Annotated in this window: 13 protein-coding genes; 8 read left to right on the forward strand and 5 right to left on the reverse strand. The window is 60.4% G+C overall.

The annotated features are described in order from the left end of the window. Positions 1-7 precede the first annotated feature (7 nt). The 4 genes from M1E12_RS00210 to M1E12_RS00225 all read right to left on the reverse strand — a co-directional run bounded on the left by M1E12_RS00210 (position 8) and on the right by M1E12_RS00225 (position 3,757). Entirely contained in the window at positions 8-886 is an 879-nt protein-coding gene (locus M1E12_RS00210) for an amidohydrolase family protein (protein ID WP_479563322.1), read from the reverse strand. Beyond that, on the reverse strand, positions 883-2,022 hold the full coding sequence (locus M1E12_RS00215; protein WP_479563323.1) for a mandelate racemase/muconate lactonizing enzyme family protein: 1,140 nt from the start codon (positions 2,020-2,022) through the stop codon (positions 883-885). The genes M1E12_RS00210 and M1E12_RS00215 overlap by 4 nt, the downstream gene beginning before the upstream one ends. 16 nt (positions 2,023-2,038) lie before the next feature. Next, on the reverse strand, positions 2,039-2,944 hold the full coding sequence (gene kdgD, locus M1E12_RS00220) for a 5-dehydro-4-deoxyglucarate dehydratase (protein WP_310240312.1): 906 nt from the start codon (positions 2,942-2,944) through the stop codon (positions 2,039-2,041). 69 nt (positions 2,945-3,013) lie between these two features. Further along, the gene (locus tag M1E12_RS00225; RefSeq protein WP_113459963.1) at positions 3,014-3,757 is read right to left on the reverse strand and encodes a FadR/GntR family transcriptional regulator; all 744 of its coding nucleotides are present in this window, start codon (positions 3,755-3,757) and stop codon (positions 3,014-3,016) included. A gap of 149 nt (positions 3,758-3,906) precedes the next feature. Between M1E12_RS00225 and M1E12_RS00230 the strand changes: the two genes are divergently transcribed. From M1E12_RS00230 to M1E12_RS00255, 6 genes are all read left to right on the forward strand, one after another. Then, the gene (locus M1E12_RS00230) at positions 3,907-4,704 is read left to right on the forward strand and encodes an NAD-dependent epimerase/dehydratase family protein (RefSeq protein ID WP_479563324.1); all 798 of its coding nucleotides are present in this window, start codon (positions 3,907-3,909) and stop codon (positions 4,702-4,704) included. 309 nt (positions 4,705-5,013) lie between these two features. After that, positions 5,014-13,401, forward strand: a complete 8,388-nt coding sequence (locus M1E12_RS00235; RefSeq protein ID WP_479563325.1) for a T1SS-143 repeat domain-containing protein — start codon at positions 5,014-5,016, stop codon at positions 13,399-13,401. Between the two features lie 536 nt (positions 13,402-13,937). After that, entirely contained in the window at positions 13,938-15,290 is a 1,353-nt protein-coding gene (locus M1E12_RS00240) for a TolC family outer membrane protein (protein ID WP_374725505.1), read from the forward strand. 21 nt (positions 15,291-15,311) lie between these two features. Further along, positions 15,312-17,465: a type I secretion system permease/ATPase gene (locus M1E12_RS00245; RefSeq protein ID WP_479563326.1), complete on the forward strand. Its 2,154-nt coding sequence runs from the start codon at positions 15,312-15,314 to the stop codon at positions 17,463-17,465. After that, positions 17,462-18,754, forward strand: a complete 1,293-nt coding sequence (locus tag M1E12_RS00250; protein WP_479563327.1) for an HlyD family type I secretion periplasmic adaptor subunit — start codon at positions 17,462-17,464, stop codon at positions 18,752-18,754. The genes M1E12_RS00245 and M1E12_RS00250 overlap by 4 nt, the downstream gene beginning before the upstream one ends. Positions 18,755-18,760: 6 nt before the next feature. Next, positions 18,761-19,417 carry a ribbon-helix-helix domain-containing protein gene (locus M1E12_RS00255; RefSeq protein ID WP_479563328.1) on the forward strand — a complete coding sequence of 219 codons (657 nt, stop codon included), beginning with the start codon at positions 18,761-18,763 and terminating at the stop codon, positions 19,415-19,417. 19 nt (positions 19,418-19,436) lie between these two features. Here the strand turns inward: M1E12_RS00255 and M1E12_RS00260 are convergent, their stop codons facing one another. Then, positions 19,437-20,393 (reverse strand): transglutaminase-like cysteine peptidase, encoded by a 957-nt coding sequence (locus M1E12_RS00260; RefSeq protein WP_479563329.1) that lies wholly within the window; start codon positions 20,391-20,393, stop codon positions 19,437-19,439. Between the two features lie 325 nt (positions 20,394-20,718). On the opposite strand from M1E12_RS00260, the gene M1E12_RS00265 reads away from it, so the two are divergent. Both M1E12_RS00265 and M1E12_RS00270 read left to right on the forward strand, forming a co-directional pair. Then, positions 20,719-21,897 carry a type 1 periplasmic-binding domain-containing protein gene (locus tag M1E12_RS00265; protein WP_310240326.1) on the forward strand — a complete coding sequence of 393 codons (1,179 nt, stop codon included), beginning with the start codon at positions 20,719-20,721 and terminating at the stop codon, positions 21,895-21,897. Positions 21,898-22,041: 144 nt separating this feature from the next. Next, positions 22,042-22,584, forward strand: coding sequence for a cytochrome b (locus tag M1E12_RS00270; protein WP_479563330.1), 543 nt, complete (start codon positions 22,042-22,044; stop codon positions 22,582-22,584). Positions 22,585-22,587 lie beyond the last annotated feature (3 nt).

A 22,587-nucleotide genomic window follows, 5' to 3' on the forward strand; every position in this document is an offset into this window, starting at 1 on the left:
AGTCCGGCTACCTGCCTGCAGCAGGCGCGATAGCGAAAAGTTCTTCCGGATTGTCCACGAGCGCGAGACGGCGAGCCTTCTCGTCGGGCAACCAGCCAAGCACGGTATCGGCGAGCGCGGCATCATCGGGATAGTCGGCCTGGGCGCGCGCCATGTTGTGGGGCCAGTTGGTGCCCCATACGATCCGCTCCGGCGCATGCGCAGCAATTGCGCGAGCAACCGCCGCGACATCGGCGAATTCAGGTCCGCCGGATTTCGACGATTCATAGACGCCCGCGAACTTGAACCAGCAGCGCCCACCGTCGATTAGACGCTTGGTCGCCAGCACCTGCGGACTGTCCGGTGTCACGCCGCAAAAGAACTTGCCGTGATGATCCAGCACCCACCGTGACTTGAGTTTCGAGAGCCGTTCCTCGTAATCGAGAATATCGCTGCCATCGAACTGGATGGCGATCATCCAGTCCCGGCTGGCGGCGATGGCATCCACTTCTTCGAGCTTGGTCAGGTTGGCCGCCCCGCCCGGCAGATTCATGATGCGCGCGCCGCGGACGCGGGCCGCAGACAAGCGGTCGAGTTCGGCTTCGCTGATGGTGGCGTCGATCATCGCCACGCCCCAGGCGATATCCCCGAACCGTTCGAGGCAAGCGACGAGATTGTTGTTGTCCAGCTGATGCGCCATGCCCTGGGTGACGATGACGCGCTCGATTCCGATCCAGTCCATGAACTGGCGATACTGCTCCGGCGTCGGCAGGTCGCCGGCCGGAAGCCCGGGGCCGCCAGGCAGGGCGGGGAAGCCGGGCATGTAGGCATGCATCTGCGTATCGATCGCGCCCTTGGGCAGGGTGATCGACGGCTTGGCGCCGGAGAGGGGGCGGATCAGGCTCATGCCTCGTCCTTCATCTTGAATTCCTGGAGTGCATCCCGATTGATCTCGATGCCAAGCCCGGGAGCATTGGGGATCGCGACCACACCATTCTCATGTTCGATCGGTGTCTGAATGACGGCCTGGCGGAAAGGATTGTCCGTGCGGTCAAATTCCAGGATCGGCTCGATCGGGTTGACGCGGACCGGATCCGGCACCATTGCCGCGATGAACTGCAGGGCCGCCGCGATATGGACGGCCGTACCCCAGACATGCGGCACGACACGAACCCCATGCATCGCCGCGAGATCCGCCACACGCTTTGCCTCGGTAAAACCGCCGACACCGGCAAGGTCGGGCTGCACGATGTCGATCGCGCGGCTTTCGATCGGCTCCTTCATCCCCCAGCGGCTATGCCAGGTCTCGCCACCCGCGACCGGGATCGGCTGCTTGCTCCGCACTTCGCGATAGGCGGCGAGTTGCTCGGGCACGACAGGCTCCTCGAACCAGTCGAGGCCATACTCTGCGGCCCGGCGCCCGAACTCGACGGCTTCCAGCACGCCATAGCCGTGATTGGCATCCGCCATCAGGCGCATGTCCGAACCCGCAGCGTCACGGGCCGCACGGATTACGCGCAGATCTTCCTCTATGCCGAAGCCGACCTTGATCTTGGACGCGTGGAAACCCTGCGAGCGATAGAGCGCGATATCCTTCGCATTGTCTTCGACACGATCCACGCCGTCACGCTTGAAGCTGCCTGTCGCATAGGCCTTCACGCTGTCGCGGAACCGGCCGCCGAGCAGCGTCGAAACCGATGCGTCGAAATGCTTGCCTTTGATATCCCAGAGCGCGATGTCGATGCCCGATAGCGCCGTGAGTGTCAGACCGCGTTGCCCCTGATCACGCAACGCATTGTAGAGGACCGCCCAGATCTTCTCGGTCTCCAGCGGGTTCATGCCGATCAGCCAGTTGCGATAGGCCGCAACCACTGCCGCATTCGGTCGGGCCGGGCCGAGGCATTCGCCCCAGCCGGTCAGTCCGTTGTCGCAGATGATCTCCACGAGCACATGCGCCCGCCGATCGAAGCGCATGGAAGCGCTCTGGAACGGCACCGAGAGCCGGTGCTCGAGAAGATGGGTGCGAACCTCTGCGATCTTCATGACGCGCGCCCTCTGCTCAGCGCTTCCACGGCGCGATAAGCTTGGCCATCATCTCTTCTTCTTCTGCCGTGAGATCGTCGAGGGGAGGACGCACCTTCCCGGCGGCAAAGCCCTGAAGGCGCACGCCGGCCTTCACGGCCGAGACAGCATAACCCTTGCGTCGGCTGCGGATGGCCATGAACGGGTAGAAGAAGTCCTTGAGGATCGTCTCGCAGCGCTCGCGCTCACCGGCGCGCAGGGCCTTGTAGAAGTCGACGGCCAGCCCCGGCACGAAGTTGAAGACGGCAGACGAATAGGTCGTGAAGCCGGCACCAAGATAGGCTTCGGCAAAGAGTTCCGCTGTCGGCATGCCGCCCAGATAGGTGAGCCGGTCGCCCATGGTCGCGGTAATCTGGCGAACCAGGCCAATATCCCCGGTGCCGTCCTTGAAGCCAATCAGGTTGGGGCATTCGTCGCACAGGCGCTGCAGCGTCTCGACCCCAAGAACCGAATTGTCGCGATTATAGACCATGACGCCGATGCCGACCGACTGGCAGATGCGCTTGACGTGCTGGTACATGCCCTCCTGCGGGGCATCGATCAGATAATGGGGCAGGAGAAGGATGCCGTCCGCGCCGACTTTCTCCACGGACCGCGCGATCTCGACTGCGATGTCAGTGCCATAGCCACAGCCGGAGACGATCGCGGTCTTGCCGGCGGCTTCCTTGGCTGCAGCGACGATGCGAGGAACTTCCGATGGCGTCAGCGAAAAGAACTCGCCCGTCCCGCCGGCTGCAAACAGCACGGGCGCATCAAAACCGGACAGCCACTCCACATGTTCGGCATAGCTGTCGGACTTGAAATTCCCTGCATCGTCGAAATGCGTGACAGGGAAGGAGAGCAGGCCGGCGCCGAGCGCGGCCTTGATGTCTTGCGGCGTCATGTTCGAATGTCCTCTCTTGGCCTCCTCCGGCCAAGTTGTCATACGTATTATCGACGCCTATGTCAAATGTTATCGTACAGGTTGGCGCTGTTCTCGCAAAAGTGCCCGGTAGCGGCTCTGGCTGCCGCGCAGATGGCGTCGCATGGCGTCGCGTGCAGCCTCCTCGTCGCCAAGCGAAATCGCCTCGACGATGTCGGCATGTTCGGCATCGATCAGGCGCAGATAAGCGGACTGATCTTCCTCGCTGTCTTCATCGCGCAAGGCGGCACGCGGGATGACATTCTTGCCAATCATGGCGAGGAATTCGCGGAAGCGCGGATTGTTGGTGGCCTCGGCGATGGCCAGGTGCAGAGCGAAATCGGCTTCGGTCGTCGATTGCCCGGCCTCGAGACAGGCGCGAACGGCATAATGCCGTTCCAGGATCACCTCTTCCTGTGCCGGAGAGCGGCGGAGGGCTGCAAGGCCTGCGGCTTCCACCTCGACGGCGGTCCTGAGTTCCAGGAGCTCTATCATCGAGGAAACGCGGGCCGGATCGATATTGCCGATCAAAAGCGGAGCAGGTGGCGGGTCCTGGGGCGTCAGCACGAAGACCCCGGCGCCCTGGCGGGCTTCGACCAGCCGGTCGGCCCTGAGCGAGGCGATGGCTTCACGCACAACGGTGCGGGACACGCCATGGGCTTCCGAGAGTTGCGCCTCGCTTGGCAGCTTGCTCCCGGGCGGAAACTGGCCGGCGGCGATCGCCTTTCTCAGCGTGTCTCCGAGCCTTTGCACCAGGGTTCCCGCACCCGTTTCGGTTCTCGCCTGTAGCGCCATGCCCGTTTCCCCGCCCGATCTTCTGGACCGCGATATTCCATCGTGAAGCCGGGTTTGACCAGCCTGTCCTCGCAAAGGTCTACGATATTGACCGGGTTCGATCAACCTGTATGATAAGTTGGCAAATCATATCTGAGGAGGAGAACGGCGTGAAGAGACTGTTGCTGACGGGAGCTGCCGGCGGACTGGGCAGCGAGATGCGTGGGCGCTTGAAGGGGCTCGCGGAGATCGTCAGGGTCTCTGACATCGTGGATCTCGGTCCGGTCGCAGATCATGAGGAAGCTTTTGTCTGCGATCTGGGCGACCGGTCCGCCGTAGACAGGCTCGTTGAGGGCTGCGACGGCATCATCCATCTCGGCGGCATCTCTGTCGAGGACAAGTTCTCGAAGATCATGAATGCCAATCTGCTCGGCCTCTACAATCTCTATGAAGCCGCGCGCGCCAATGGCATGCCGCGGATCCTCTTTGCGAGCTCCAACCACACGATCGGCTTTTATCGTCAGGACGAATATCTGGATCATGAGGCGCCACTGCGGCCCGATGGTCTCTATGGCGTGTCAAAATGCTTCGGTGAGGCGCTCGCCCGCATGTATTTCGAGAAGTTCGGCCAGGAGACGGCGCTGGTGCGCATCGGCAGCTGCATGGAAAAGCCGAAAAACCACCGCATGCTCTCCACCTGGATGAGCTATGACGACTTCCTCTCGATGATCGAGTGCATCTTCCGCGCCCCGCGCCTCGGCTGCCCGATCATCTGGGGCTGCTCGAACAACGACACCCGCTGGTGGGACAATTCCCACGTCTCCTATCTGGGCTGGCATCCGAAGGACAATGCCGAACGCTTCCGGGCCGAGATCGACGAGGCAATGCCCAAACCAAGACCTGATGACCCGATCGCCATTTACCAGGGTGGCCCCTTCGTCAACGATCCCATCTTCTCCGAAGACTGATTGCAGAACCGATCGGCCCGGCCACAAGCAACTTAGGATGTCATCTGGCCGGGAGTTGTGCTGTCGTGTCTGCTTGCCACCTGAGAGCTTCCCCAGAGCTATCGCGGAAGGCTGAGGAGGTCGCCGCGGAAATCTGGTAAAAATTGAGTAAATTGCAGAAATAAAAGGGTTTTTCGGCCCGAACTTAACTTCTTTTTCAATAATGGTCGCTTGAAGCATAACCGGTTATATCTTCAAGGTTAAGAAACCGTTGCACCCGCCCCGGCATCGCGATTTAACTGCGATCAACTTGTTAAGGGGTGAGTTACCATGTCCATCGAAGATCCGCGCCTGTCCAGCATCGACAATACTTCCGCAGCTGACGATTTCGACTCTGCGGTCGAACAGCATCTGGGTTTCGCCAGCGAGACCGTAGAAGGCATTGAAGTCGCTCAGGCGGAAACGCCCGACGCCGGTCGCACCGACCGCCTGCCGAGCCAGGCACCGGTCCAGGCGGCCGCAGCCGTCATCCCGACCGAAGTCACGCCGAACGCCGAGAACGTGGTCACGCTCCCGGCCGGCATCGAGCTCGACAACCTCGAATTCGAAGTCGACGGGGCAAATCTGGTCCTCATCCTCGCCGACGGCACCGAGATCGTCGTCATCGGCGGCGCAGCCAACATCCCGACTTTCGTGATAGGCGATGTTGAGCTTCCGCAGGTCGCTCTCTTCGCCGCGCTGGAAGGCTCGAACATCAACGTCGCAGCCGGCCCGGACGGCACCTTCACCGCTCAAGGCACGCCGGACGCGAGCCGCAACCTCGTCGACAATCCGATCGACGCAGCGCCTGAAGACTTCGCGCTCGCGGATCTCCTGGAAGACACGAGCTTCGGCGACGAGCTGCGCACTGGTGTCATTCTGGGTGCAGATGCATCGGACACCGAGCCCACCTTCCTCGGCGCGACTGCCGGCCTTGTCGACGATGATTTCGTCGATGGCGGCAACTTGAATGATGGTGCAAACGGCAACTTCAGCTTCCGAGGGTCCCTCGGTATCAACTGGGGTCCCGACAACGCCAACGGCCTCGGCAACACGGGCCTCACGCTCGCCAACGATCGTGGCGTGGCATTCACGCCGGCAACACTCAGCGCACTCGCTGCTCAGGGTTATACGTCGGACGGCGTTGCACTCGTTTATGAACTGTCGGCAAACGGGACAGTGCTCACTGCCTATAAAGACAATGGCGAAGGCGAGGGCGAGGAAGTCTTCACAGTCTCAGTCTCCGATATCGCCACAAACGGCTCTTACACGTTCACGCTGATCGGTAATCTCGATCATCCGGACGGTCAGTCTGAGAACAACATTGTCATCCAGTTCCCCTTCACCGCTCAGGACAGCGACGGCAGCCGCGCTTCGTCGAGCTTCTCGGTGACGGTCAATGACGACAGCCCGGTTATCGATGGTGAAGCTGATGCGAGCGGGCCCGTATCGGAAGATTACCTGAAGAACGGGAACCCCGAGGTTGAGAATCCCGAAGAGCTTTCGAACTCTGTTCACCGCGACCTCGGGATCCGTTGGGGCGCGGACAATGATCTCAAGTCTGAAGCTATCGTAGATGGCGAGCCAACAGGCGACGATCCAATCGGTCGTACCTTGGCTTTTGCCGGCCTCGATACCTCATCGACGTCTGGCGATATCATTGCCGCTATCTCGGATCTGGCGGGTCTGACGTCTGATAACGAGACGCTGCAGTATTATATCGACTACGCGAGAGATAGCGAAGGCAACTGGAACGGCGGGTACGTTCTCGTTGCTTACAAGGAGACCGTTGAGGGCGAGCAAGCCGCAAAGTCATTTATGGCCGAGGGCAGTGAGTATCCGGCAGGGACCGTTTTCACCATCACGCTTGATCCGACCTCGGAGACCGGTAGCTACACGTTCACGCTGATCGGCAATCTTGATCACGCCGCTCCACCCGAGGGCGCTGGTGACAATGGTGGTGATGTTCCGTCCCCCATGCTGTTGTCGGAACTGCCAGGTGCCGACGAAGTGTTGAGCCTGAACATTCCCTTCACGGCAACGGACGCGGACGGCGATAGCGCTCGTGGCAGCTTTACGGTCGATGTGATCGACGACGTTCCTGTTCAGAGCGGTTGCAACCTCGTCTTCACCGTAGACGAAGACGACATCAACACTGGCCTGTCGACCGGCACAAGCCCGAACGATACTGCACGCTGGGACAACTCCTATACGGGTGACCCGAACGTCGGAGACGATCGCGGCCCGGCCTATATCAGCGGCTCCCTGGAGCGCCTCGTGAAGCCTGGTGCCGATGGCCCGGTCTCCTTCTCTTTCGTGACGGGTGAGGCAGCCGAAGCTGCACTGGAAACTCTGACCGAACTCGGCCTGTCCTCGCAGAGTGACGCGTTGAGCTACCGAATTGTCGGCAATGCGCTGGAAGCGTATGTCGCCGGCGGCGAAGGTGGCGCAGAACGCGTTGTCTTCTCGTTGACCGTGCAGCCTGGCGGTAAATTTGAATTCAAGCTTTTCGACCAGCTCGATCACGACGCGCCGGGTGATGATGGGCTTGCGTATCGCCATAATACCCCTCAGTCCGATGAGAATTTCGACCTCCAGGATGTTCTCGACCGTGTCGAGGTCACCGACATCAATTTCGGCGCACTGATCAAGGCAACCGATGGTGACGGAGATAGCGTCACTCTCGACGACGTCTTCTCGATCGGGATCCGTGATGATGTTCCGGAAGTTGACGCGCGTGCAACCGGCGGGCGACTGATCGTAGACGAGACCGCAGGTTCCGACGCTGGCGATGACGAGACAAGCAGCGAAGCGGTGACTGCGCTTTTCAGCGGCGTGGGCCTGCCAGGAAATGACCCTGACATGACGCGCCAGTATGCCACTCAGACTGGCATGGTCACGGCCGTCGTGAAGGAAGGTGCCGATGACACGGCCAGCGTGACCTGGGCGCTCAAGCTGGTCGCCGGAAACGGCACCTACTCGGGGCTGCAGACGACGGACGGTCGCGACATCTACCTCTTCATCGAGAACGGGCTGGTCGTCGGCCGCTATGACAAGCCGAACGATGGCGATAATGACATTCGTCAGCCAGGACAGGCAGATCCGGATCCGGCTGCCTTTGCAATCCACATTGCAAACGACGGCACGCTGTCGATGGTCCAGTATGTCTCGATCAAGCACGACGATCCGAAGGATTCGGACGAAAGCAATGACGCGTCGGACGGCGATCGCCGCACAAGCGAAGAGACCCTGGCGAACAAGATCTTCGCAGAAGTCACCGTCGAAGATTTTGACGGCGATAAGGCGACTGACACGGTCGAAATCGGCAGCAAGATTGTGTTCGAAGATGACGGTCCGAGGATCGACATCATTGCGACAAACGAAGGTGACGTGGTTCTGACGACGCAGGACGGCGAAACGATCGGTGACCGTGTCAACGATACTGCCGTAAGCAGCGCTGCCTTTGGTGGTGTTTTCTCGATAGCATCGAAGTCCTTCGGTGCAGATGGCGCAGGTAAGGTGACGGTCAGCTACGCGTTGAGCGTCACTGACTCGGCCTCCGGCCTCAAGAGCGATGGCCGTGATATCACGCTCGTGATGTCGAGGGACGGCAAGGTTCTCGGCAAGACCTCGGCGGGCACGGTATTCCAGATCGAGGTTGACGCCTCTGGTAAGGTCACCCTTACCCAGTTCAAGGAAATCGACCACGACGAATCCGACTCCTCAAACTACGCAGACGACCTGAAGTCTTTGGCAGATAACCTGGTCAAGCTGACTGCCACCGCGACGATCACCGATGGTGATGGCGACAAGCATGTCGACAGCGCTTGGATCGATCTGGGTGGCAACATTAAGTTTGCCGATCACGGGCCGGCAGTTGCGACATCGGCTTCTCTCGTCCGTCTGGTTGTCGACGAGGACGGCCTCTCGACGGCAGCGGCAGACTCGGCGGCTGCGATCGCAAATGGCACCGCGATTGCCGGAGATGGTGTCGCAAGTAAGTCTGTCAGCGTTGCATCCCTCATGTCGTTCTTCAACTTTGGTGCTGACGGCGCTCACGCCACCGAAGCGATCTCTCTGAAGGCGGCAACCAATGAACCGACCGGGCTGACCTCTCAGGGCAAGCCGATCCTGATTTCGGTAAGCAGCGATGGCAAGACGTTGACCGGCACGGCTGACGGCCGAGAGGTCTTCACCCTCAAGCTGAACGCGCAGGGTACCTCCTATACGTTCGAACTGAAGGACCAGATCGACCACCCGACGTTGAACAATGTCGCATCGGGTTCGGATGGCGCATTCAACGACGCCGAGAACCTGCTCAGCAGCGGTACGCCGTCTTCGCTTCTCGATCTCTCGCAGTTCATCGTCGGCAAGGACGGCGACGGCGATACCGTGACGCTCACGGCCGGCAAGTTCGTGATTGATGTCCGCGACGACATCCCGACGGCCAATGGCTCCATAGATGAGGTGAAGATCGACACGCCGCAGATCGTCGCACCGACGGAGGCCAAGGTTGCCAACTTCGTCCTCGTTCTCGATACATCGGGTAGCGTGAATGTTGAGCAGTTCCAGATACAGGTGAAGAACTTCCTGGAAAATCTAGCGGCCACAGGCGCAAAGGATGTGCGTGTCCATATCGTCGAGTTCAGCGGAGATGCGGAGCCTGTCGGGACCTATGATCTCATCCGTAACGGCACAAAGGATTTGGGCGCTCTTGATGACGCGTTGAGCGACATCACTGGTCTCAGAAGCGGCGGGAACACCAACTATGAAGCGGGTATGCGTGAGGCTCTTCAGTGGATCGAAGGCATTCCAGCTCGAGTTCTGGATGTCGATGGCCGCACCGATGATTTCGATGCAAGCGTGGGCGGCTCCCGGGACGAAGCCTACATCCTCTTCAACGGTTCTACCCAGGTCGCGATGGTGTCCGGCTGGACGTCTAGCACCGAGCTTGGTGATGCCGAGGGAAGCCTGACATTTGGATGGGGCGTTGACGGCCAAAACCTGAGCGGAAGCGAGCGTCTGCGTTTCGATTTCGGCGCGTTCAACAACTATGATGGTGCCGGCGAGTATGCGAATCTCGGCAACTTCGACGGCGTCCCAGTCACCAGCGCACAGTTCAAGCTGGAGGACAAAGTTTCGAATGGATCGACCACGTTCAGCTACACGGTTCATTTCACAGATGGAACGTCGCCGGCAAATGGCAGCCAGACCGTAAATGGCATTGGCACCCTGACTATTACCGCGCCTGCCGGTAAGCAGATCGCCTACATCGAATTCGCGGCCACCAATGGTTTCGGCGATGTGGATCTGGAGAAGGTCACCACCGCTCCCGACGGCCCGCTTGCAAACGCTGATGTCAACGAGTTGATCTTCCTTTCGGATGGTGAACCGAATCGGAATGAAACGGAATGGTGGGATACCTCCGCTAGCAAGGCTCTGGAACAGATCAAGGACGAGATCGCGAAGATCGAGAGCGGGGCCAATGCGCCTGGCGATCACGCCTTCACGATCCAGGCCTATGGCATCAAGCCAACCGGCAACAACCTCACGAACCTCGGTAAGGTCGAAGGCGATGGCGGGGTTGCTGAAAACCTGACTCCTGGCAACACACTGAGCGGGGAATATGCCTCCACGTTCGCCGGTCTGGCCGGCACGCCCGGCTCGGCAGCACCGACCAGCGCGAACTTCAATCTATCTCCTCTCGTCAGCGTTGGGGCAGACGAGGGGCTGACCTTCAGCCTGAAATCCGGCACCTCAGGCCTTCCGGTCCTCCAGTCTGGCGGTGTGACGCTGGTTTACGCCGTTGCGAACAATATCCTGACTGCGACAGCGGGCCTGAACGGTCCGACGGTCTTCACGCTGTCCTTGGCGCCAAATGGCTCGGGCACCTTCACGCTCAACAAGCCGATCGATGGTCAGGGCGACCGCGACATCGACTTCTCCTCGCTCATCCAGGCGCAGGACTTCGATGGCGATGCCGTGTCGCTTGCCGCAGGCAAGTTCGTGGTCACGGTGGATGGTGCGCCGTCGGGTGCGCCGCAGACCTTTGAAACCAAGGAAGACGAAAGCGTCAGCGGAACCATTGCGGCGATTATCGGGGATGATGGAGTAGGCCAGAATGGCTTCTCCTTGGTCACCGGTCCGGCAAACGGCTCGTTGTCCCTGAACAAAGAGACGGGCGAGTTCACCTACATTCCGAAGTCGAACTGGAGCGGCACCGAGACCTTCTCTGTAACCGTCACGGACGACGACGGTGACGTGTCCGCTCCGATCGTTGTGACGGTGATTGTAGCGGCAGTTGCGGATGCTCCTTCGCTGACGGTGTCATCGGCGATTGCAGATGAAGACACGGGGATTTTCTTGTCTGTCTCTTCCAGCCTGACGGATACGGACGGCTCCGAGACCCTGAAGCTCGAGATTCTCGATATTCCGGTTGGCGCCAAGCTGACGGGTGCCTCTGGTCAGACCTTCACGGCGACGGCTGGTTCGACGACGGCAAACATCACCGGTTGGAACCTGTCGCAGCTGAAGATCACGCCTCCGGCGAACTCGGATGCCGACTTCACGCTGAAGGTCCGTGCGACCTCGACGGAAGCTGTCGGTGGCGACACGGAAGTTGTGACGAAGGATCTTGCAGTGTCGGTCACCGCCGTTGCGGATGCTCCGTCCCTGACGGTCTCTTCGGCGAGCGGCAATGAAGACACGGCGATTTCCTTGTCTGTCTCTTCCAGCCTAACGGATACGGACGGCTCTGAGACCCTGAAGCTCGAGATTCTCGATATTCCGGTTGGCGCCAAGCTGACGGGAGCATCGGGTCAGACCTTCACGGCGACTGCAGGTTCGACGACCGCGAACATCACTGGTTGGAACCTGTCGCTGCTTAAGATCACGCCTCCTGCGAACTCGGATGCCGACTTCACGCTGAAGGTCCGTGCGACCTCGACGGAAGCTGTCGGTGGCGACACGGAAGTTGTGACGAAGGATCTTGCAGTGTCGGTCACCGCCGTTGCGGATGCTCCGTCCCTGACGGTCTCTTCGGCGAGCGGCAATGAAGACACGGCGATTTCCTTGTCTGTCTCTTCCAGCCTAACGGATACGGACGGCTCTGAGACCCTGAAGCTCGAGATTCTCGATATTCCGGTTGGCGCCAAGCTGACGGGAGCATCGGGTCAGACCTTCACGGCGACTGCAGGTTCGACGACCGCGAACATCACTGGTTGGAACCTGTCGCAGCTGAAGATCACGCCTCCGGCGAACTCGGATGCCGACTTCACGCTGAAGGTCCGTGCGACCTCGACGGAAGCTGTCGGTGGCGACACGGAAGTTGTGACGAAGAACCTTTCTGTCAACGTTAACCCTGTAGATGACTTCGTCGGAACACTTTTGGGTAGAGATGTGACCGTAAGTGGTTCGGTGGACGACGAAGGCAGCTATACTACTGTTGATCCATCGAAGAGCGACTACTGGGTTTTCTACGCGCAAGCAGGGCAGACGGTTTCAATTGCCGTCGATCGCAGCGAAAATGCATTTGATCCTGCGCTCTGGTTGTTCAAGGGAAAATTCACCAACCCATCCGCCACACTCGGAAACTCGCTGAACACGACAGACTCGGGTTACGTTGGAACTGCGGACGATAACGTCGATAAGCCAGGTCCCTGGGGGGATCCGCGCTTTACGTTCACCGCCACCACGTCCGGCTTTTACACGGTTATCGTTGTAAACAATGACAGTGGTAACTCGGGGGATGGGCGTTTCGATTACACGCTGACGATTACAGGAAACAGCACGCCTCCGACCGCCGCCGACCCCATCGTCCTCGACCTCGACCACAACGGCTTCGCCTTCTCGTCGATCGACAACGGCGTCACCTTCGACATCGATGCCGATGGCAAGGCTGATCAGATCGCCTGGACCAGCGACGATGGCATTCTCGCCTATGACGTCGATGGCAACGGCCTGATCGACAACGGCTCGGAAATCTTCACGCCCGATTTCAACGGCGGGAAATTTGCGAGCGGCGTGGCCGCTCTGGCCTCGCTCGACTCGAATGGCGACGGCAAGATCGACAGCAGCGATACGGTCTTCGGCGACCTGACGATCTGGGTCGATGCCAACAACAATGGCGTCAGCGACGAAGGCGAGCTTTCGAGCCTGTCTGATCACGGTGTCACCAGCATCTCGCTCACGACGGACCAGACGACTGGCGAGGAAGACGGCCAGACGATCTTCGCCGAGGGTGAGTTCACCTTCGCCGACGGCTCGACCGGCAACTTCGTGGAAGTCGGCTTCGACACGATCTTCGGATCGGAGCCGGAAGGCCTGACGCTGCATGGCGGCCTGGGCGAGGTGGTGATGACCGGCAGCGCCGGCGCCGACACCTTCGTCTTTGACGGTACCGCTCTTGATGAGCTCGACGTGGCCGACGTCATCACCGACTTCAGCTCTGAAGAAGGCGATGTGCTCGACGTGACGGCCCTTCTCGACAGCCTGCTGGGCGAGCAGCCGGATGCGAGTGTCGAGACCCATCTGCGCGCCACGGTCGATGACGGCAACACCACCGTCAGCGTCCAGACCGGCGAAGACACCTGGAAGGATGTGGTCGTGCTTCAGAACCACGACACCGCCATCAAGGTCCTCTTCGACGACAAGCATACGACGGTCACGCCGCACGAATAAAACGTATAGTATACAACTGAGGAAAGGGCGCCGCTTCGGCGCCCTTTTCGTTTTCGCGGCGGAAGCAATGGCTTGATTACTTTCCCGCGATTCGGAAGGACTCGGAGATTTGCAGTAAATGCCCATTCGGCCTCGTAGGCCGATGTCGCAGTGTTGCGCGCGAGAGACACTATGTTCAGAACTTGGGCATTCGAGCTCACAAAGTCTGGAACTTTATCGCAAGGTTAACTTCGCAGTTCCGCAAAATGATTCGATGGCGGGGTAGTGACCGCGACAGATGCAATGGAGTCGGGCCCGTTTTGGAGTATTTCCTTCCTCCGAATGTCGAAAAACCTTGATTCTTTTTCAACAGATCAAAATTGGGTGCATCTTTTGGACAGGCCGATTGGACTTCCCAGCGACAGTTGCCCCGGTATATAACGGCCGCCAAGGAAGATTTGGGTAGGGGCAGACCGTTGTTTACCAAAAAGACTTTATTTGCAGCCTTGTACACCTCGGCAGCCTTCGCCATTGCGTCGGTTTCGCCCGCAAGCGCGATGTCGCTGCAGGAGGCCATCCAGAAGGCGCTCACCACCAATCCGCAGATCTCGCAGGCGGTTCAGAACCGCGAAGCCGTCGAGTTCGAGCTGCGCCAGGCCCGCGGCCTCTACCTGCCGTCGATCGATCTCGAGGCAAGCGTGGGAAAGCGCCGGCTGTCGAACGACAGCACCGGGACGGCGACGCGGGACTATGACATCTACAACTCCTCCGAGGTCGGCCTGACGGTCACCCAGCGCCTGCTCGATGGCGGCGGTCGTCGCGCCCAGGTCGATCAGCAAGCCTCCCGCGTCGATGGCGCCTCCTTCCGCGTTCTCGAGCGTTCGGAAACGGTCGCGCTGCAGGTCGTGCAGGATTATCTCGAATATATCCTGCAGGCGAAGATCGTCGGCGTTGCCCAGCAGAACGTTTCCTTCCACAATGGTATCCTGTCCGACATCAATCAGGGCATCTCCGGTGGCGCGCTGACGGAAGTTGACGCCGTCCAGGGTCGTGAGCGTCTCGCCGCTGCCCAGGCCCGTTTGCGCGAGGCCAAGGAAGAGCTGGAACTCACCAAGATCCGCTTCCTGAAGACGGTCGGTGAGCCGATCACCAATGCCAAGGTGCCGGGCTCCGTCGCCAAGTTCATCCCGCGCTCGCTGCAGGAAGCGATCGCAACCGCCAAGGCCAACAATCCGCGCATCTATTCGGCCCGCGCCGATATCGATGCGGCTGATGCTGCCGTGCGCGCCGCCCGCTCCAACTATGCACCGACGGTCGATCTCGAAGGCCGCGCCAGCGTCGGCAACGATGTCGGCACGAACGAAGGCAACACCAACGACGTGCAGGTTCGTCTGGTGGCCCGCTGGAACCTCTATCGCGGCGGCATCGACCAGGCCCGCGAGCAGGAGCAGATCCGTCGTGCCAGCGAGCAGCGTTATGCATCCGACCAGGTCCATCGCGAAATCGAAGAGTCGGTTCGCTCCGCCTGGAACGAGCGTAGCAGCCGCGGCGAACTCTCGCAGATCCTGAATTCGCAGTCGTCGCAGAATGCCCAGCTCGTCTCGTCCTATAGCGAGCAGTTCAAGATCGGCCAGCGTTCGCTGCTCGACGTTCTCGACGCGCAGAACACCCGCTTCAACACCAGCATCGTTGCCGAAACGGCCCGTGTTGCAGCGCTCTTTGCCGAATACAAGATCCTTGCAGCCTCTGGCTCGCTGTTGAAGACGATGAACGTGAAGCCGGTCGGTCAGACCGATGCTTATGCACGCAACGAGTTTTCCGTGAAGACAACCCCGAATGGGGCCTATGTCGAGCGGGATCCGCGGCAAAAGGCAGGAATTCCGATGGACCTCCTGGCGCCGCTCCAGTAAACGACCATCCGATAGGATGACATGTTAAATTCGTTGATCGAACCGGCGGGCCCTCGTGCCCGCCTGAGCTTTCGTGCATCCTTCAAGGCTGTGGCTGCGTTTTATGGCCGGCCCAGCTCGGATACCGTTTTGTTCTCCGGCCTGCCGGATGAAATCGTCGAGTCGCTCGAGCTCGATGATGTCGAGCATGTGGCCGAGCGCATCGGCCTGCAGGTCATGCGGGTCGGCGAGCGCGCGATCCGGGAAAACGATTTCGATTGTCCCGCCATCGTCGTCCTGAACGATGGCGGAACGCTGCCCTTGCTTGAGGTCAGCGACGACGGCGTCTATACGCTTGATATCCGCGAAGGCACCGCAGCCGTCCGCCTGTCGCATCAGGAACTGCTGGCGCTGGCGCCCGTCTCGGCCTTTGCCTTCACGCTTTACTACCGCAATGACAGCGAAGAAGCGCTCACCGGTTCGGCTGACGAGATCGAGAAGCGCCACTGGCTGGTCCGCGCGCTCGTGCCTTACTGGCGCACCTATATGCGCGTCATCGTTGCGGCGCTCTTCATCAATCTGATCGCGCTCGGCTCGCCGCTCTTCACGATGAACGTCTATGACCGCGTCCTGCCGAACAAGGCGATCCCGACGCTATGGGTTCTCGCGGCCGGTATCATGCTCGCCTATCTCTTCGACTATCTCCTGAAGGAAGCGCGCGCGGCTCTGATCGACCATGCCGGGCGCAATGCCGATCTGCGTCTGTCGCAGATGATCTTCGACAAGGTGTTGAACACGACGCTCGCGTCGCGACCCATGTCGACGGGGGAATATGCCAATCGCGTGATGCAGTATGAATTCGTCCGTGAATTCTTCACCTCGAACACGATTGGCCTGATGATCGACACGGCCTTCGTCTTCATCTTCCTGATTGTCATCTATTTCATTTCGGGTTGGCTCGCGATCATCCCGGCCGTCGCGCTTCTGCTGTCGGTCGCCATCGGCTTCCGCGCCCAGGCCCAGATCGGGCACCGTATGGCCGCCGCCTCGAACGAGGCCTCCAAGCGCCAGTCGCTGCTGGTCGAGACGATCTCGACGATCGAGACGCTGAAGAGCCTGCGCGCCGAGGCAACCATGCTGCGGCGCTGGCAGGAGCTGATGAAGCATTCGAGCCGCACCAGCGAAGAGATCAAGCACATCTCGACGAATGCGATCAACCTGACGACGCTGATCCAGCAGATCGTCGGCGTGTTGATCGTCATCGCCGGCACCTACGAGTTTTCCGAGGGCCGCCTCGCCATGGGTGCGATCGTTGCCACCGTGATGCTTGCAAGCCGCGCCGGCGCGCCGCTGGGGCAGATCGCGATGACGCTCGCCCGGTTCCGGCAGGCGACGCTTTCGCTGCGCATCCTCGATCAGGTGATGGAGCAGCCGGAAGATCGCCCCTCCACGGTCGGCTTCGTCAATCGCGAGATCAAGCATGGCGGCTTCAGCTTCCAGGATGTGAGCTTCCAATATCCGGGCTCTGATCATCCGGTAATCAACAAGCTGTCGATCACGGTCGCTCCGGGCGAGAAGGTCGGCATTATCGGGCGCATCGGGTCGGGCAAGACGACGCTCGGACGCCTTCTCGATGGACTCTTCGTGCCGACGGAGGGCCGCGTCCTGATCGATGGCGTCGATATCCGGCAGTATCACATGTCCGAAGTGCGTGCGGCCGTTGCGGTCGCGGGCCAGTCCTCGGATCTCTTCTCCGGCACGGTCAAGGAAAACCTCTTGATCGGCCGCGCCGATGCGACGGATGAAGAACTGCTCGAAGTCTCGCGCATGACCGGGGTCGAGGAATTCGTCTCGCGCCATCCCCGCGGCTTCGACATGCCGGTCGGCGAGCGCGGCTCCAATCTGTCGAGCGGCCAGAAACAGGCCATGACGATCGCGCGCCTGCTGCTGACCAAGCCGAAGATCGTCTTCCTCGACGAGCCCTCCGGCGCCATGGACCTGGCAAGCGAACGCCATCTCATCAATCGTTTGAACAATGCCTTCGACAAGGACACGACGCTGCTGATCGCCACCCATCGCTTCACCATGCTCGACCTCGTCGACCGCCTCATCGTGCTCGACAAGGGGCGGATCGTGGCCGATGGCCCGAAGAAGCAGGTGATCGAAGCAATGCAGAAAAAGGGTGTTAAGCCATGAGCCGCCCCGTTGCCGATACCCCGCCCTTCATGGCCCGCATGATCGTCGGGCTTGTCGCGGCTTTCATCGTGATTTTCCTCGCCTGGGCGGCGATCGCGGAGATCGATGAAATCGCTCGTGGTGAAGGCAAGGTCATCCCCGTCTCGAAGACCCAGATTGTCCAGTCGTCCGAAGCGGGTGTGGTCGAGACCATCGCCGTGCAGGTCGGTCAGGTCGTGCGCAAGGGGGAACTGATCGTCCAGCTCAACAACACAACCACGGAATCCTCGCTTGGCGAATCCGTTGCCAAGGCTCGCGCGCTGGGCGCAAAGATTGCCCGTCTCGCCCTCGAAGAGGCCGGAGACTACGACACCGCCTTTGTCTGCCCGGAAGAGGTTCAGTCGGTCGCCGACAAGGTCTGCGAAAACGAAGAGCGCCTGTTTGCGGCCAACAAGGCAGCCTACATCAACAAGGCGGGCGTGCTGCGCGAACGCGTGCGCCAGCGCGAGAACGAACTGACGGAAGCCCAGGCCAATATCGCCCGCCTCGAGCAGAACATTGCCCAGGCCACCCGCCAGTATGATCTGATGAGCCCGCTGGCGAAGAAGGGGCTCGTCGCACAGACGGAACTGATCGCGCTCGAGCGAGAACTGACCGATCAGCGCGGACAGATCACGGTCTACCAGGAAAGCCTCGAGCGCCTGCGTGGCGCCGTGGAAGAGGCGCGTCTGCAGGTCGAGGAACTGGCCTTGCAGCTGCGCCAGCAGGCGCTGACGGAAAAGGCCCAGACGCTTGCCGAGCTTTCCGTCATCGACGAGACGATCCGCGGCGCGACGGATCGCGTCAGCCGGACCGACATCCGCTCGCCGGTCGATGGCATCGTCAATACGCTCGAAGTCAACACGATCGGTGCCTATGTCGATCCGGGCACGGTCGTCGCGGGCATCGTGCCGACCGCCGATACGCTCCTGATCGAAGCCAAAATTTCGCCGCGGGACGTGGCCTTTATCACCCGCGGACAAAAGGCGATCGTCAAGGTGACAGCCTACGACTTCTCGATCTTCGGCGGGCTTGAAGGCGAGGTGACGAACGTCTCGGCTGACAGCATCGTCGACAAGGAGAAGGGGGAAACCTTCTACCTCGTCCACGTAAAGACCGATCAATCGGAACTGGTGCGCAACGGCAAGTCCTATCCGATCATTCCTGGCATGGTCGCCTCGGCGGAAATCATGACGGGTCGCAAGACCATCTTGAGCTACCTGATGAAGCCGATCAACAAGGCGCAGTCCGTCGCCCTGACCGAACGGTGACGCCGCATGTCTTTTCCGGACCGGCATCTGTTTCAGCCTGAGCAGACCGATTTTACTCCGGCGGCACTGCAGCAGGTCGAGGACAGCGACGCGGAGCCGAAGTTCCGTGCAATCATCGGCAAGGGCGGTACGAGGCGGGGGATCCGGCTGGAAACCATCTATTGGGATGGTCTCTCATGGCTGTTGACCGGCTCGCGCCAGTCGATCGGCGATATCGTCGATCAGGCTGCGACCCAGGTCGGGGAAAACAGCAACCTCGCCTCGATGCTGCGTGTCATCGCCTTCCGCTGGATGTGGCGGCGACTGGCGCAGATGGAAAACGTCTATTCACTGGACCACCTCAATACGCTTGTTCAGGCCTGTCCGACACCGGCGATCGTGCTCACCCGCGACAAGAAGATCCAGTTCTTCAATGAACCCTTCATGACCATGCTGAAGCAGCGGCTGGTCATGGGCAATATTGCGCAGCTCTCTGCAGGTTTCCGTTTCGTGCTGGATACACAGGTCGATGACGCGATCCAGAGCCTGTCTGCGAAAGGCAAGATGGTAACGACCGGTTTCACCGCCACCTGCGCCGGCAAGCAGCTCACGGGCCAGATGAACCTGGCCATGGCGCCAAGCCATCAGAAGCAGATGGTGATCGGCTACGTCGTTCGAGGCTGAGGTTCACCGCGAACATCTCTCAGAGGTCGCCACCCTCGCCGGGGGCAATGCTGTCGAAGCTCTTCATCGCAAGAGCCTTACCCTTTGTCCGGGTGCCGTGCAGGAAGCCACGACCGTTCGAAATCGAGAACAGCGGCTGATAGTCCGGCAGGCGGCTGTCGGCCAAAACCTGATCGCGCATATTGTCGAGAATGAAATGCGTGCCCTGCACCTCGACCGAAAGGACGGCGTGATAGAAGTGCCGCTTCTTGTCGTAGAGGATGACGACAGTCATGTCCTGCAGCGAAACGCCCTGCGCTGCGAGAACGGCCATCTTCAACAGAGCATAGTCCTCACAATCGCCGAAGCCGGACGCAAGCGTCTGGGACGGGGACGACCACTGGTCAAGGCGGCCATGGCTATCGATGTCCTTGCGATAGGTGATGCGTCGGTTCACCTCGTAATTGACGAGGTTGAGCTTGTCCCGGATCGAAGACATCCCGCTGCCGGCTGAGGTCCGCTGAACGATCGCCTTCGCATCGAAGCAATCCTTGCCTGCGCATTTCAGGGCCGTTCCCTTAGCGATCTCCGAGAAAGTCGGCGCAGCTTTCTTCAGCGCGCCGAGCTTCTTGAACGGAATGGCGACCGAGCCGAAGACATCTTCCGCCTTGGTCCGGCCTGATGGCGCAGACTTGGGAGTAACGGCGACGGCGCCTGTCGAGAGCGTCTTGTCAACCGGCGCAAGGGCAATGGCCTGAGGCGCCGGCGGTTGAACCATCAGTCGGGCGCTTTTCTGCCAGGTTTCGGCAAGCTTCTCCCGGATGGTCTCGCCGAAGGTTGCCGCCACGGGGCTCATCCCGAGCACCAGCGTCTGGGCGACTGTGGAATAGGAGGAAAGCGTGCCAGTCGGAATGGGCGCGGCCGTGGCGCTGGTGGACAGCAGTGAAGCGACGGCGAAGGCCGAGAGGGCGATAGTGTTTTTCTTGTTCTTGAGCATCGCTATTCTCCGATTGTTGCTTGGAGAATAGCTGTATTGATTGAATTATTGGTTCCGATATGTGGCGTAAATACTTTGAATTCGGGTGGATATATTATAGTAAAATGCAAGCGATCGAAGTAATCGGTGTTTAACCATGGCAGGCCGAGTCCCGGGAATTGCGGGCTTCTGCAGTCGTAAGTCTAGGCTGATCGCCCGGCCGATCGGCGGCGGCTGACAGTTACCATGATGATAATCTGCCCAGATATGGAACGCCTTCGCTCTTGCGCCGGCGAATGCCGATGCTTAACGTTCCCGCAGGATCGGGAGCGCACGAACAGCAATCATGATTGGATCAGTCATCACCACGCGGAGTTTCCTGCGCGCCGGCACCTTGGCTTTGGGTCTCTTCACCCTGGCCTCCTGTCAGACAGACGACTTCAAGCCCGCTGGGAGCGAGGGGGCTGGAACTGCAACAGCGCCAGCCGGCAGTCAGACCGGCTTGTACAATCAGACGCTGGGGTCGGGTCCTGTGAAGGTGGCCTATCTCGGCGTTCGCCGAGCCGATCAGCAAAGCCGTCAGGCCGACAGCGAGTATCGTGACGGGGCGGCCCTGGCCGTCAACACGCTGGGCTCCGACGTCGTGACGCTGACCATGCTGGAGACGCTGGAGAAGCCCGAGGCAATCGAGGCCGCTGCCAAGACCTTGGCGCGCCAACAGGTCTCCCTGATCATCACCACAGCCCGTGGCGCCGAATTCGAAATCATTCAGCGAGGTCTCGGTGGTCTTCAGGTGCCGATGATCGCCTTCCAGACCAACGACGTTGCGCTGCCCCCGGATGTATACGCCTTCGTGTCGAGCCCGACCGACAGCCTCATCGAAAGCGCCTCCTTCGCCATGGCCGAAGGCGCAAGCCACGCCGTGATCCTCGCGTCCTCGCCGGCCGAAAAGCTGGAGGCCGATCGCATCGCCCGCCAGGTCAAGGCTTTCGGTGGCAAGGTGGAGCCGATTGTCGAGCTTGCCGGCGGCACGTTGCCGTCCAAGGCGCTGGCCTCCTGGAGCAAGGCCGACATGGTCGTCCTGATGCCGGGCGTGAAGTCACCCGGTGACGTGCTGAAGAAAGCCGATGCCGCCAAGCCGCCGCGTCCGGGACGCCGGGTCGTCGCCAGCACGGTGCTGACGGCCCAGGATCTCAACGATCCGAAGCTCACCGGCAGCATCGTCTGCCGCTACGACCAGAACGTCCAGAGCCGGATCGGCAGCCGCTACATGGCAAGCTATGGCATGCCAGCCTCGGCCCAGGCCGGATACGGGTTTGACGCCATGGCCATGGCAATCGGTTTGGCCGGCCGTTTCGGCGAAGTGGCATTCGCGCCGGAGCGCATCATGTCGCCGGATGGTTTCTCCGGTTCGCTCGGTGTCTTCCGCCTGGAAGGTGAACGCAAGGTTCGGCGCAACTGCGATATCTTCAAGGTTGCCAAAGGGTCCTACGTCTTCTTCCAGAAGGCCCCACCCACCTTGTGATCACCACAGTGTGACCTGATCTGCTGACCGTCATCTTTCGTTTACATTCTCGTCAAACGGAACCATGCTGGCCGTCTTCAGCGACCAACCCGGCGGGGAGGCCGGGCGCTGGGCCGATCACGGGGACGAGATGGGAGTGGGCAGATGAGCGTGAGCAATGTGGAGATGGCAGGAGAAGCTGGCCGCTATGCGGCTCGTTTGCGCATACTCCATTGGCTGATCGCCGGCCTCGTTCTGGCCACCTGGCCCCTCGGCTTGATGATCGGTTTCGTCAAAGACGACGTCAAACTGGATTTCTATCTGGTGCATGAGAGCCTCGGCTTCCTTGTTCTCTGGCTCATGCTGCTGCGCATCGGCGCGCGGCTGACAAGCGGCGCTCCCCTGGTCGAAGCTCCCGCTCTCGAAAAGGCGGCCGCCCATACCGTCCATGGTCTCCTCTATGTCTTCCTGATCATCATGCCCGTATCGGGTTTTCTGGCCACGAACGCCCATGGTTTTCCGCTGAACTGGTTCGGTCTGTTCACCGTCTGGAGCCCGATCGGCAAGTCGCCGGATATCGCCTTCACCCTGTCGGCCATCCATGAATGGAGCGCATGGATCCTTTTGGCACTTTTCGCGTTGCATTTTGCGGCGGTGATTTTTCACCACGTAATCCGCCGCGACCGGACCCTTTACCGCATTTTGTAAAAT

Source organism: Rhizobium sp. K33 (assembly GCF_056501445.1).

What these genes read in the sequence shown, in the direction of transcription:
- M1E12_RS00210 (WP_479563322.1), bottom strand. Translation starts at nt 886, where the DNA reads ATGAGCCTGATCCGCCCCCTCTCCGGCGCCAAGCCGTCGATCACCCTG.
- M1E12_RS00215 (WP_479563323.1), bottom strand. Translation starts at nt 2,022, where the DNA reads ATGAAGATCGCAGAGGTTCGCACCCATCTTCTCGAGCACCGGCTCTCG.
- M1E12_RS00255 (WP_479563328.1), top strand. Translation starts at nt 18,761, where the DNA reads ATGTCTTTTCCGGACCGGCATCTGTTTCAGCCTGAGCAGACCGATTTT.
- M1E12_RS00260 (WP_479563329.1), bottom strand. Translation starts at nt 20,393, where the DNA reads ATGCTCAAGAACAAGAAAAACACTATCGCCCTCTCGGCCTTCGCCGTC.
- M1E12_RS00270 (WP_479563330.1), top strand. Translation starts at nt 22,042, where the DNA reads ATGAGCGTGAGCAATGTGGAGATGGCAGGAGAAGCTGGCCGCTATGCG.
- M1E12_RS00250 (WP_479563327.1), top strand. Translation starts at nt 17,462, where the DNA reads ATGAGCCGCCCCGTTGCCGATACCCCGCCCTTCATGGCCCGCATGATC.
- M1E12_RS00245 (WP_479563326.1), top strand. Translation starts at nt 15,312, where the DNA reads ATGTTAAATTCGTTGATCGAACCGGCGGGCCCTCGTGCCCGCCTGAGC.
- M1E12_RS00225 (WP_113459963.1), bottom strand. Translation starts at nt 3,757, where the DNA reads ATGGCGCTACAGGCGAGAACCGAAACGGGTGCGGGAACCCTGGTGCAA.
- M1E12_RS00240 (WP_374725505.1), top strand. Translation starts at nt 13,938, where the DNA reads ATGTCGCTGCAGGAGGCCATCCAGAAGGCGCTCACCACCAATCCGCAG.
- M1E12_RS00235 (WP_479563325.1), top strand. Translation starts at nt 5,014, where the DNA reads ATGTCCATCGAAGATCCGCGCCTGTCCAGCATCGACAATACTTCCGCA.
- kdgD (WP_310240312.1), bottom strand. Translation starts at nt 2,944, where the DNA reads ATGACGCCGCAAGACATCAAGGCCGCGCTCGGCGCCGGCCTGCTCTCC.
- M1E12_RS00265 (WP_310240326.1), top strand. Translation starts at nt 20,719, where the DNA reads ATGATTGGATCAGTCATCACCACGCGGAGTTTCCTGCGCGCCGGCACC.